At 30.0% G+C, this 12,550-nt stretch carries 12 protein-coding genes; 10 read left to right on the forward strand and 2 right to left on the reverse strand.

Annotation, left to right across the window (positions count from 1 at the left end; translation table 11 throughout):
* The first annotated feature begins 1,112 nt into the window (after positions 1-1,112).
* Entirely contained in the window at positions 1,113-1,268 is a 156-nt protein-coding gene (locus COL3_RS28980; protein WP_180277976.1) for a hypothetical protein, read from the forward strand.
* Positions 1,269-1,527: 259 nt separating this feature from the next.
* Here the strand turns inward: COL3_RS28980 and COL3_RS23855 are convergent, their stop codons facing one another.
* Together COL3_RS23855 and COL3_RS23860 are read right to left on the reverse strand one after the other, a co-directional pair.
* Complete coding sequence (locus COL3_RS23855) at positions 1,528-1,794, reverse strand: hypothetical protein (RefSeq protein ID WP_347474390.1); 267 nt, start codon at positions 1,792-1,794, stop codon at positions 1,528-1,530.
* Between the two features lie 183 nt (positions 1,795-1,977).
* Complete coding sequence (locus COL3_RS23860; protein ID WP_008426236.1) at positions 1,978-2,301, reverse strand: hypothetical protein; 324 nt, start codon at positions 2,299-2,301, stop codon at positions 1,978-1,980.
* Between the two features lie 262 nt (positions 2,302-2,563).
* Between COL3_RS23860 and COL3_RS23865 the strand changes: the two genes are divergently transcribed.
* From COL3_RS23865 to COL3_RS23905, 9 genes are all read left to right on the forward strand, one after another.
* Positions 2,564-3,511, forward strand: a complete 948-nt coding sequence (locus COL3_RS23865) for a hypothetical protein (protein ID WP_008426238.1) — start codon at positions 2,564-2,566, stop codon at positions 3,509-3,511.
* A gap of 203 nt (positions 3,512-3,714) precedes the next feature.
* Positions 3,715-4,338, forward strand: a complete 624-nt coding sequence (locus COL3_RS23870; protein WP_008426239.1) for an HD domain-containing protein — start codon at positions 3,715-3,717, stop codon at positions 4,336-4,338.
* Between the two features lie 130 nt (positions 4,339-4,468).
* The gene (locus COL3_RS23875; RefSeq protein ID WP_008426240.1) at positions 4,469-5,530 is read left to right on the forward strand and encodes an N-acetylmuramoyl-L-alanine amidase; all 1,062 of its coding nucleotides are present in this window, start codon (positions 4,469-4,471) and stop codon (positions 5,528-5,530) included.
* Positions 5,531-5,546: 16 nt separating this feature from the next.
* Positions 5,547-5,930: a hypothetical protein gene (locus COL3_RS23880; protein WP_008426241.1), complete on the forward strand. Its 384-nt coding sequence runs from the start codon at positions 5,547-5,549 to the stop codon at positions 5,928-5,930.
* Positions 5,931-5,938: 8 nt separating this feature from the next.
* Positions 5,939-6,568: a hypothetical protein gene (locus COL3_RS23885; RefSeq protein WP_008426242.1), complete on the forward strand. Its 630-nt coding sequence runs from the start codon at positions 5,939-5,941 to the stop codon at positions 6,566-6,568.
* Positions 6,568-6,936 (forward strand): hypothetical protein, encoded by a 369-nt coding sequence (locus tag COL3_RS23890; protein ID WP_008426243.1) that lies wholly within the window; start codon positions 6,568-6,570, stop codon positions 6,934-6,936. Before COL3_RS23885 ends, COL3_RS23890 begins: the two co-directional genes overlap by 1 nt.
* A 56-nt stretch (positions 6,937-6,992) precedes the next feature.
* A complete protein-coding gene (locus tag COL3_RS23895; protein WP_008426244.1) occupies positions 6,993-9,449 on the forward strand; it encodes a glutathionylspermidine synthase family protein in 2,457 nt (818 codons plus the stop codon).
* A 110-nt stretch (positions 9,450-9,559) separates the two neighbouring features.
* Positions 9,560-9,769 carry a DUF350 domain-containing protein gene (locus COL3_RS23900; protein WP_008426245.1) on the forward strand — a complete coding sequence of 70 codons (210 nt, stop codon included), beginning with the start codon at positions 9,560-9,562 and terminating at the stop codon, positions 9,767-9,769.
* Between the two features lie 338 nt (positions 9,770-10,107).
* Positions 10,108-12,168 (forward strand): M13 family metallopeptidase, encoded by a 2,061-nt coding sequence (locus tag COL3_RS23905; RefSeq protein ID WP_008426246.1) that lies wholly within the window; start codon positions 10,108-10,110, stop codon positions 12,166-12,168.
* Positions 12,169-12,550: the final 382 nt, after the last annotated feature.

Genomic DNA, 12,550 nt, shown 5'->3' on the forward strand with positions numbered 1-12,550 from the left:
GCGCCGATGGTACTGCATGGGAGACTGTGTGGCAGAGTAGGACGTTGCGAGGTAAGTAAAAAGGATATCTCAAAGTGATTACTAAAATCATTTGAGATATTTTTTTTTGATTTTTTGTAGAGTTGATTAGAGCAATTGACTCATAACCAATAAATTTATGATGAGTCCTAAGTGACATTCATATAGTATTTATTTGTTATTGAAAAACTTGGTAGGTCTGGTTTATACGGGCTAAAAGTACTAAGTTTTTTATATTTTTATTTATTATAAATTATAATATCAACAAATAATAAAGTTTGCTGTTGATAAGTATAGATAATAAGGACAAAATTGTGAATAAAATTGTTTTTAATGTTAAAATAGAAATATTGATGGAATAAGGCAAGAAGACACAAGAGCTCATATAAAAGTAAGTAGCATTGTTTTATAAACAATCTGAATCAATATTTTAAAATCAAAAAATAATATAATTTTCAATAGTTTTTGAACAAAGTACGGAGTAAAAGCAAAAAAAGTACCGAGTAGATAGACTAAAAGTGATAGTCTATCAGATAAGAGAGAGTGAGAGAGTGAGAAAGGTATAAAAGTACCAAGCAGATAAGCTGAATCATGAATGTGGTGGATATTAGGCGAACATGGGGCGAAGAACTAGTAAGGATTATTTTATAATAGGGTAAAGTTTTAGGAAGACTATTACTAATGAAGAGATTTTTCAGATATTGCTTGCAAAATTGAACTAAGTTTCAGCTTGTAAATCTATTTTATGTTAAAAAACTACTTAAGCAGATAATAGTATTTAAGGAAAATATAATTTGAATTTGCCCCATTTTTGCCCCTTACTCAATAACATAGGACAAGGTTATTTAGTGATATGGAATATATTGGGTAACCCAGTTGAGCCATTTATGACTAATTAGTAGCAGAAAATACAAGAATATATATTTCCGGAAGTCGTGAGTTTGAATCTCACCAAGTGCGCCCAAATAAGTGATACCAACGGTTTAGAGAAATTTAAACTGTTGGTATTTTTGTTATTACAACAACTACAAGTCAATGGTGAAAATATTAGCTAGAGTAATTACTTGCAAGTGCTAGTTAATAGAGATATACAAATGGAATGGAGTTACACTGATGATGGGTTCCAAAGAATGATAAAGCCATTAAGAATTTATATGAGATGCAATTTAGGAATAGTAAACGAAAAAGGTGCAAGCTTAGTTCCTTTAACAAATGAGTTTGAAGGAATATATTGGCCCGTTTACAGGTGAGCCAGTAAATGAAGGCAAAAAATAAAGCACCTTTTAGGTGCGGCTAGTAAAGATATGCAGTTGGCAAACCGCTCGGTGTGCAAGTAGCACAGCCAGTAACAAAGCCTTATAGGCGCATAGCAAGCCACCAGTTTTACTGGTGGTCATGACTGTATTTTGAATACCATCTGCTACGGGTGCTTCTGACTGGGGGTGCTGGTACCATATAGCCCTCAACTGAAAACAAAATTTTCTATAAATGAAATTATAATAGTATTTTTTAAGAAAAGGTAACTGTTCCGCCACCAACAATTATGATTGTAGAATCAAAGTTAAGCGGTTTGAGGGCATATGCGGGAGAATTTGCTTCCAATCGTATAAATTCTTGCATCAATGCATTTTCATCAAAAATCATAACAATTGCTCTGCCAGTAGGAGCAGTATTTTTTACATTGTAAGGAATACCAGTTGTTAACCCAGTATCTTTAATTTTATAAAATCCTTCTGTTAATGTTTTAGTCTCAGCAATTGCAACTATAGTATTCATATTAAATGACAGTAATAAAAAAATAGATAAAAGAGCAATAAATTTTTTCATTAATTTTACGACCTTTCAAAAGTATTTAAATGTAGATTAATAAGTTGTTATCATATGAACTAAAAGAAGTAATATTCAAGATTAGGAAGAGTGTAGTAAGATAAATAAAAAGAAAAACTTCCAAAGTAAATTTTATGAAAATATTACACTTCCATTAGTAAAGATTATAATTGAGGAATCGTAGTTAAGTGGAGGCAAAATTTGTTGGGAGATTCTAGAATTTAATCTTACTAGTGCCTCTATGGTTTGATCAGAATCAATAATTATAATTATAGCTCTATCATTAGAAGATGTAAGCTTTACAGTAATGGGGGTACCTATAAGCAAATTAGTATCCCTTGCATTATATATGCCTTGCTTCAAAGTTTTAGATTGATTTTCTGCAAATACATTAATCGGATTCATGCTGAGCGACAGAAATAAAAAAATAAGAAATATAGAAATAAATCTTTTCATTATTTTAACCACCTCTAGAGTAATTTTTGTTTACTTAATAAATCAGTTCTTATTATGTGGATTTTAAAGAGAATTGATGCAAAAAAATATAAAGAAATAAAAAAAGCCACTTATATTTGGGTGACTGACATCACATAGCCACCAGTTATTTTAAATTTTTCTTTAAATAAAATTTTAAAAATATGTTTTTGAATAATATGTTATAATTTCTATATTATAAAAGTTATGGAAGATAAATATTTGCCAGTAGAGGTGAAGTGGAATGAAAATAAAATCAAAAACATCGGTTATAGTAATCAGTGTATTTTTAACATTAATAGTGGCAGTTGGAGGATATTTTTCTTATGGATATATACAGACGCTTTTTGCGGATAAGACTTGGATTACAGATTTAGGATATAAAGAAAGTGAAATCCACAAACTTACATTCGATTTATCTAGCGATGGAATTTGTCCTCAAATACCAGTTAAAGTAGGAAACGATGAATATAAATTAGGATTTGATACAGGGTGTGGAGTTGGAATATCCTTTACTGATGCTATTCAGGATAAAATTGACTACACTGTTTTAAATAAAGCAGAGGCAACTAATAGAGATGGCTCTCATCGTGGATGGATAACGAATGTAAAAGTTAATGAAATTAATGTATTTGGAGATACATATAAAAATATAAACACCAGTATATCTGACTGGTCTATGTATTCTTCGCAAAAGTTTAATGGAAACATAGGATTAGCTTATTTTAAATCAAAGGTAATTACCTTAGATTATGAAGGACATAAAATAGCTGTAAGTAGCAGTCCAATTGACTATGCAAAGCTTGATACAGGTAAATATGTTGTACTTCCTCTTTATAAAACAACAACCAAGGGACAAGAAGATTTACTTTTTTTTGAGGCAGAATATAATAGTGAGCCAATAATAGTTTACCTAGATACTGGTAAGAATCATTCATATTTGTATAATCCTGAAAGTAATTACTCTATAGGTATGGGAGAAAATAAAAGGCCAACGTATTCTAATGTTAATTTGAAAATTGCGGATATGGATCTAACCCTTAATAATATAGTTGAAGCGAACAATTTTAGACAAGCAGATGGATTGCCTTATCCTACTATGATTGAAATGAACTCTGACCAGATTTGGAAATGTAATTTGTTAGTTACTGTTGACTTGATTGATCAAAAGATTATTTTTCGTAGATTATGATTATATACAACAAACATGAGTAATGCCAACGATTTAGAGAAGTTTAAATCGTTGGTATTTTAATTTAGCGTGGTCATTGTTACGAGCATAAGTCATGTAGGTATAATAAGATTTTAAGAATGCATTGTTTACATTATATGTTATACTTTGATTATGGTGGGAATTAGTTATGTGATAGATTAGATAAAAGGGGATGTACAAGTATGAAAAAGTATTTAGAAGAGGGTATACCAACATTGGAGGAAGCAAAGAAAATATTGGAGGAAGGCAGCAAATTAAATCCTGGTCCATGGATAAATCATTCTTTATATGTTGGTAAAGCAGCAGAATTAATTGCAAAAGAGGACAAAGAGTTAGATTCCAATACAGCATTAATACTCGGAATGTTGCATGATATTGGGAGGAGATATGGCGTGACGAGTATGAGACATAGCATAGATGGATATAATTTTGCAGTTGAAAAAGGATATGATTTGTTGGGAAGAATTTGTTTAACTCATTCGCATCAAATTCAAGAAATTGACGCTGTTTTTGGGAAATGGGATTGTTCAAATGAAGAATATAAATTTGTTAAGGAATATCTGGAAAATGTACAATATTCAGACTATGATAAATTAATTCAGTTGTGTGATGCGTTAGCACTACCTACAGGGTACTGTCTAATGGAAAAGAGAATGCTGGATGTTGCATTAAGACATGGGGTTAGCAAATATACAGTAGATAAGTGGAAAGCAACCTTTGAAATAAAAAAATATTTTGAGGAGAGAATTGGAAAGTCTATCTACAGTGTTTTACCTAATGTAATAGAAAATACTTTTGAATTATAGTTTTTTAGAATATAAGGAAATACATAGAAATATGAGGTGCAAAGTGATAAAATTAAAAATATGTAGTGAAAGTGAAATAATGGAAAGAATATCGCTATATAGTCTTTAGATACTAGAGTGGAGGAAGAAAATGAAAAAGCTATTAACATGTTTTTTAACTGCTGCTGTTTTATTAACATCAGTAATATGTGTTCCCAATATTCAAACAGCATTTGCATCCGGTAAAAAGGTAGTTGTTATTGATCCAGGACATGGAGCAGGAGGCAACAGCGAATACGAGCTTCAATCACCAGATTCAAGTATTACCAAAATAAAAGATGGTGGAGGAACGCAGGGAGTTGCAACTGGTGTTCCAGAGTACGTTATTACATTGAGAGTGGCAGATAAGTTAAAAACTTTATTAGAGGCCAATGGATATACTGTTGTAATGACAAAAACTCAAGAGTCTGAGGATCCAGGGAATATTGAAAGAGCAGAAGTTGGAAATAATAATAATGCAGATTTAGTCATTAGAATTCACTGTGATGGAATAGATGATTCAAGTGTAACTGGTGCATCAATGCTGGTTCCAGCGCCAGTAGGATATGCAAAAGATATAAGTGATGTCAGTGCTCAATATGGACAAACTATATTAAATGATTTGATTTCAAGTGCAGGAATGAATAACAGAGGTGTAGTCCAAAGAAGCGATATTACGGGCTTTAACTGGTCTAAGGTTCCTGTTGTATTAGTAGAGTTGGGATTTATGTCTAATCCTGACGAAGACAGATTATTAAATGATGATAGTTATGAAAATACATTGGCACAAGGATTATGTAATGGAATAGTACATTCTTTAAACAAATATAAATTAGGATGGAACTTAGATAATGTGGGCTGGTGGTATTGCACTGATGTAAATAATGAATATTATTACACAGCAAAGGACGGATGGAAATATATCGATGGGCAATGGTATATTTTTAATGACGTTGGATATGCACTTCAAAGCACGTGGTATGCTGATCCAAATGACGGACATAAATATTATCTTGACTCAAATTGTATGAGAGTTAAGGGTGAAAAAGATAAGCCGCTGTGGCTTAACATAAATGGAGCGCTTTATGGGTTCAATGAAGAAGGGCAATTATATGTTAACTGTATAACCCCTGATAACTACAAAGTAAATGAAAATGGGATACGTAGTAATTAAAGAAAGTGAGGTAAGTATGGAGATTTATATTTATAAAACATATAATGAATGGTTTAATGATAAGCCCTCAGAAATTCTTGAAGGAGAGGTTAATTCTATATGTAATGGATTATTAGTTATCGATACAATTATAGACCACAAGAAATATAGACAAATGCTTTCATTAAAAAATAATTTTGCTTTTATATATAAACTTTCCTATGGATTTTTATCTTATGCTAAAGAAATTAATATATATTCTAATATCAAATCTTGGCAGGATTCTGATCCTGAAATCTCATTTAAAGGGGAAGTATGTGAAAGTGAATGTGCTGATAGTCATCTAGTATTCATAACTGAGGATGGATTTAAGCAATGTATATCTCTAGATGGAATTTATGCAGCTACATATGAAAGGTAGGCAGTTTAATGAATCTTGAAGAGATAGATTTGAGAAAAGTATATAGAACTTGGAAAAGTGATTTAGGTCCGTTTCAAAGCTTTTTTAGAAGTTCGCCATTTGTGTCATTACAAACTTACGATGATTTTGAATTGACGGAAGAAAAGATAATTGAATGCGATAAGACGATAATAAATAATATAATAGAAAATTCAGATGACAGCAGTTTCGTTATAGTAGATTTGCCACTTAAAGAGATATTAGATATTGCATTAATACTAAATAACGAATTTCTTATTAAACCAGTTTTAAATATTAATCTTTTATTTCACCCATTTGGGATTATTGGAGATAAAAATGATATTAGTAAGTTAATAAATAACAGCTTAAGATTAAAAGAGGTAAAAACTAAAAAATTTGTTATGCTAATTCCTTATAATAGATATAGTGATGATTTAGATTATAGAAACTTTAGTGATAAACTAAATAATCAATATGGAATTGGTGAAGATGACCTGCCATATGCTTTTATGTTAAAGGAATTAGGATATATCAAGATAGTAATATTAACTAAAGATAAAATAAAAGAAGATTTAAATGTTTATATAAACTCGGTAAATAAAGAGTTAGAGGTAGAAATAATAAGGGTGATGAAATAGTGAAAGATTTTGATGAAATATCAAAGAACCTTAAGGAAATATCAAAGGCGAGTAAGAAAAAAGCATTAGCAATAGCTGTAGCAGCAGCATTCGTAGTAAGTGGGCCATTAGGACTTGCAGGGTGCTATAACCCGAAAGATGATGAAGAAGACCAAGATCAAGAAAATAGTTCTTATAATAATGGAGGCGGTTATTCTGGAGGCTGGCATGGATTTGGCGGAGGGTCATCAAGAAGCAGTTCTTCAGGTGGTCATTCATCTATAGGTGATGGATCTTCTTCAAGTAGCGGTAAAAGCGGAATAACAGGCTCCACGGGTGGAAAGTCTTCCGGTTATTCTGGATCAGTAGGTGGAAGCTCATCAAGTTAATATTTTATGGGGTAAGTTTTTATGAACTCAAATAATTATAGAAAGGGGAGTGTACCATGGAAAAGCAAATTAGATACACTGAAGAAGTCCTATTTAATAATTATATGGTAAGCTCTTTAGGTGAAGAATATGTTCATTCACAAATATCTTTCTATTTTGATACAAATACCTATCAAAAGATGGTATTTTATAGTGAAGAAATAAATAGGATATCCTTAGAAATATTGCATAATGTTACGGGTGCGCACAAAAGACTTTTGAATTATTTTGATGACTTTGCATTTAAAGATGAGATATTTAATCTAAAGTGCCCAGTAGCTCCAATGTTCTGGACAAGGTATGATACCTTTAGAGATGTTAACAATAAGATTTATTTTGCTGAATTTAATTATGATAAACCCTGTGGCCAAAAGGAAATACACTTAGCAGGAAAAAGCGATTTTGATGGAAATTTAAATAGCAGCTTTATAGATGTTTTTAAAAAGGAACTATTGGAGATTTGCAATGATTTTTATGATAGCCAAGAAAAGATTAATGTAGGAGTTTTAATGGACCCTTGTCACTATGAAGAATTACACCATAGTTATTATTTTAAGGATATTTTAAAAGAAACTAATATTAATATAATTCAGGTGGGATCTAATAATTTATCTGTTAAAGATGGATGCGTTTATGGATATTCAAATATAAAACTTCCGATAATTTTAAGATTGTTTCCTACAGAATTTTTTTATGAAATTTCTAATATTGAAGAAATCCTGCAGTGTGTTAATAGCGGAAACTTACTATTAATTAATGACCCAAGAATAATCGCAATACAGGCAAAAGGCTTTTTTGCTTATCTTTGGGATTTAGTTAAAGAAGACTCAAACCTTCTTTCGATAACAGATAAAAAAATTATTAGAGAATGTATTCCTTACACAGAAATATTAAATGAAAGTCAAGAGATATTGAAAAACAAGAATGATTATGTTATAAAATCCTCCTTGGGAAGATATAGTCAAGAAGTTTACATCGGTAAACTTTATACAAAAGAGGATTGGAATAAAGAAATTAAAAGAGTATATGAAAGTGAAAAGATACATGTAAAGCAAAAATTGATAAATATCAGGCAGGAGTATACATATGTTCCTAGCAATTGCAATATGAATGTTCCAACTTTAGCCTTTGGAAACTTTGGGGTTTATTTAATAGGATATAAAGTACAAGGTTTTTTGGTACGGTGGAGCAAGAACTTTTTAACAGATGATAACTATACTTGGATGTGTCCTTTAGGGGTTAAGGATTTTCCTATTTCATTAAGGAGATTTATTTCTAGCAATAGAAAAGAAGTATGGAATGACATAATAGATGAGATCACTTTTAAATATAATTTTACTGGTGCATATACAAATATAAATGAATGTATTTCGCTAAATTCACTTATTTTAGAAGAAGAGAAATATAAAGAAATGTTTTTTGTAAGCCAGAGGTTTTGCGAAATATTAAAAAGAATGTATCCATATATACAAAAAAATATAGAGATTTTTGGACCTATATTAGGCATTCCAGAAGAACTTTATAAATTGGTTTCCACATCCATTACTTTTGCATTATGTGCATTGGGAAGGATAGATTTTGTTATTGATAATGATGGAAATTTGAAACTTTTAGAATTCAACTCAGAAACTCCAGCTGGATTGGTTGAAGCTCTGGGAGTGAATTCTATAGTGAAGTACAAGCTCGGTATAGATTGTGATGACCCAAATACAAATCTTAGAGGTAATATAAGGAAGTCATTTTTTTATATATTAGAGGAACTTAAAAAATCAAAGGGAATAAAAAATATTGCAGTTGTTACATCCTGGTATTATGAAGACATATATACAAGTAATATAATTACGGAAATATTAAAAGAGCTGAAAGAATATACTATTATATTTGGAAATGTATATGATTTAAAGGTGATTGATAATAAAATATATCTTTATGGAGAAGAAATTCACGCAATTTATAGGCATTATCCATTAGATTGGTTTTACTTTGAAGAGGAAATGAGAGAAATAATTAAGCCTTTAAATTCAGGGGACTATTTAATAAATCCTGGGCATACATTAATAACTCAATCTAAGGTGTTTTTTGCAGTGATCCATGAGCTTATAGGAAAGAATTTTTTCTCACAAGAAGATGAAAAATTTATTTTGAGATACATTCCATATACATGTTTGGAGAAGGATAAACAACTTTCCGCCGATTATGTGGTTAAACCATATCTTTCAAGAGAAGGATTAGGTGTTGCTTTAAGTTGTGACCCAATAAGCGGAGCCTCAGACGATGTGGTATTTCAAGATAGGGTTAATATTAAACCTTTATATTCGGATATTTATTCAACTATGGAGGAATGTAGGGAATACCAATTTCCTGTAATAGGAGTATACATAGCTAATGATACGCCGTGTGGACTATATACTAGAATGGGGGATTTTATAACTAATAAAGATGCAATATATATTCCTACATATATTAAAAAGTAATTATAAGAATTTGGATTTTGGATGGTATAAACTTTTAGTTATTTGAATATCCTCAGTGAACTTATAATAGCTGAGTTTTAATAAAAGATATTTTTAAGGAGGAAGTACTTATGGATGGAATTTTAAATAATATTTTATCAAGCATTATTTTCGGATTAATTGGTATAGTTTTACTAATATTTGGTTATTGGTTTTTTGACAAGGTATTAACTAAAGTTGATTTTAATAAAGAACTAAGGGAAAAAAATGTTGCTGTTGCCATTGTTATTGCAGGTTTTATGATTGCAATTGGTATTATAATTGCTGGAGTTGTAGCTTAATAAACAGTGTATAATTATATAACATGTATATGAACTGAAACTAGATATATGTTTGTTCTAGAGGACTATGAAAATTTCAATCCATTTTCAAATGCCCGCTTTACAAACTCATATCTAGTTTCTTTGTTTTGGACTACAAGCAAGTATAGTAAATAATTCAAAACATTAAACCTTTAACTTAACTAAGCATATTTTTGAATATGCCTCAAAACTATGTATTATTTGAAGCAATATATTAAATAATATTAATGAAGTACTTTTCATTGTAATGAGTAGAAATATTATAAAAAGCATGAAAAGCAAGTCGCATAATAATTAATATATCAGGGAGGTTAGCTATGAGGAAGAATATACTAAAAAGAATTGCTTCAGCAGTAATAGTATTTATTTTAAGCATGTCATTACCTTTAAATACTAGTGCATATAGTTCAGAAATTAATAGCTTAAATAGTGCGAGTAGTAATAAAGTAGAATGTAGCAAGGATGTTAGGATACAAGATGATTTTTATACTGCAGTGAATAAGGAATGGCTGTCAAATACAAGACTGGAAAATGGGTATGTTTCTTATGGAACCTTCGAAGAAGTATGTGGAAAGGTAAATGGAGACATACTTAATATAATAAAAGATATACAAAAAAATAAAAATAGTTATGATAAAAATAGTGATGAATTGAAGGTTTTGAACTTGTATAACAATTATTTGAATATGGATGAAAGAAATAAATTAGGGGTTAAGCCGATAGAGAAATATATAAACATAATTGAAGAGATTAAAAATGTAGAGGATTTAAAAAGATTATTAAATGATGAAGAGTTTTCATACTTTCAATCATTAATAAATCTTGGGGTTGGGCCTGATTATAAGGATAGTAGTAAGAACGTTTTATACGTAGGAAACAGCAATTTGGGATTAGGAAATTCATTTTATTATAAAGACACTAGAAGTACTAATCAAGAAATAAAACAAGTATATATGGACTATTTAACTAAATTACATACTTTGTATGGTGAAAACGAAGAGGTTGCTAAAAATAATGCAGAAGTTTTTTATAATATTGAAAATGAAATAGCGAAAAAAATTCCTTCTTATGAAGAAGAAGCTAGGGATCAAAATAGAATACAGAAATCCTACAATGTGCATACAATTAAAAGTTTAGAAAAGCTAGTACCTAATATTAATTTTTCAAAATTACTATCTAAACTAAATGTGAGTAAAAATAACAAGATAATAGTAGAAAATCCTGAGGAATTGAAACTAGTAAATTCACTTATTGTAGAAAGTAATTTAGATAATATGAAAACTTTTTTGAAAACATGTGTGCTTTTAAATACAGATAGTTTCTTAACTTCTAATCACAGGGAAGCAAGTGACGGATTAAGAAGGGTATTTTATGGTGTAGAATCTACTGATATAAATGAGGGCAGCGGGGTTAAATTTGTAAATTGTCAGTTAAATGAAATCATAAGTAAACTATATGTAGATAAATACTTTGATGAAGAATCTAAAAAAGATGTAGAGAATATGGCAAAAGAAATTATAAAAAATTTTGAAGGTAGATTGCAAAATATTTCATGGATGAGTAGGGCGACAAAGGAAAAAGCCCTTAATAAATTAGAAAATGTGACTGTAAAAGTGGGATATCCTGAAAAATGGAATGATTATAGTGATATAAAAATAAACTCTCATGAGGAAAATGGTAACTTGGTGGACAATGTATTAAATATTTATTTATCGCATAATAAGAGGCAATTCTCTAAATTGAATCAGCCTGTTAATAAAAATGAGTGGAATATGGGAGCATGTACAGTAAATGCTTACTATAATGCTTTAAATAATGAAATTGTTTTTCCGGCAGGGATATTGCAGCCGCCATTTTACGATAAAAATGCAAACAAAGAAAAAAATCTTGGAGGAATTGGAGTTGTCATTGGCCACGAACTAACTCACGCTTTTGATAATACCGGAGCACAATTTGATGAAAATGGTAAACTAGAAAAGTGGTGGAGTGAAAATGATTATAAAGAATTTACAAATAGGAGCAAAAAAGTAGCAGATTATTATTCTAATATAGAAATGAGCGATGGAAAGTTCGTAAATGGTATTTTAACTGTTGGTGAAAATATAAGTGATTTAGGCGGAATAGCCTGTGTTTTAGATATTGCTAAAAAAGCAGAAAATCCTAATCTTAAAGACTTGTTTGAAAATTATGCAATAATTTGGAGAGAAATTTCAACTAAAGAGTTAAGAGAGTACTTATTAAGCAATGATCCTCATGCCCCTAAAAAAGTCCGAGTAAATGTAGTTTTATCTCAATTTGAAGATTTTTATAGAACATATAATATAAAAGAAGGAGATAAAATGTACGTAAAACCAGAAGATAGAGTAGGAATATGGTAGAAAATATAATTTACATTATAAGTAAAAAATATTGTTGTTAGACGTTATAAGTCACCTATATTATTCATAATACGTATATAGAGATACAAATAAGCCATAAAACATAGCCTAGTGTATCTCTCTGTATGTAAATGAGAAATATAGAGAAAATTAAAGGATACAAAGAATAATTATCGAAGAATAACTAAAATGACAAAGTTTATAGTGAATATGATGATATAATAGTTTTTGTCGTCACGGGAATTGATGAAAAATGCGAAAGAGTAAAAAAAGTGTTGACATTGATTTTGCAAGATGATACAATAAACGAGTTGCTTGAGGGCAACAAGATCTTTGAAAATTGAACAGAATATGATAAATACATTTAAGTAAACCAGCAATT

This window comes from Clostridium sp. LS (genome assembly GCF_002760435.1).
Classification (GTDB): Bacteria; Bacillota; Clostridia; order Clostridiales; family Clostridiaceae; genus Clostridium.

What these genes read in the sequence shown, in the direction of transcription:
- COL3_RS23880 (WP_008426241.1), top strand. Translation starts at nt 5,547, where the DNA reads ATGGAGATTTATATTTATAAAACATATAATGAATGGTTTAATGATAAG.
- COL3_RS23875 (WP_008426240.1), top strand. Translation starts at nt 4,469, where the DNA reads ATGAAAAAGCTATTAACATGTTTTTTAACTGCTGCTGTTTTATTAACA.
- COL3_RS28980 (WP_180277976.1), top strand. Translation starts at nt 1,113, where the DNA reads ATGGAATGGAGTTACACTGATGATGGGTTCCAAAGAATGATAAAGCCA.
- COL3_RS23905 (WP_008426246.1), top strand. Translation starts at nt 10,108, where the DNA reads ATGAGGAAGAATATACTAAAAAGAATTGCTTCAGCAGTAATAGTATTT.
- COL3_RS23870 (WP_008426239.1), top strand. Translation starts at nt 3,715, where the DNA reads ATGAAAAAGTATTTAGAAGAGGGTATACCAACATTGGAGGAAGCAAAG.
- COL3_RS23860 (WP_008426236.1), bottom strand. Translation starts at nt 2,301, where the DNA reads ATGAAAAGATTTATTTCTATATTTCTTATTTTTTTATTTCTGTCGCTC.
- COL3_RS23895 (WP_008426244.1), top strand. Translation starts at nt 6,993, where the DNA reads ATGGAAAAGCAAATTAGATACACTGAAGAAGTCCTATTTAATAATTAT.
- COL3_RS23855 (WP_347474390.1), bottom strand. Translation starts at nt 1,794, where the DNA reads ATGAATACTATAGTTGCAATTGCTGAGACTAAAACATTAACAGAAGGA.
- COL3_RS23865 (WP_008426238.1), top strand. Translation starts at nt 2,564, where the DNA reads ATGAAAATAAAATCAAAAACATCGGTTATAGTAATCAGTGTATTTTTA.
- COL3_RS23885 (WP_008426242.1), top strand. Translation starts at nt 5,939, where the DNA reads ATGAATCTTGAAGAGATAGATTTGAGAAAAGTATATAGAACTTGGAAA.
- COL3_RS23900 (WP_008426245.1), top strand. Translation starts at nt 9,560, where the DNA reads ATGGATGGAATTTTAAATAATATTTTATCAAGCATTATTTTCGGATTA.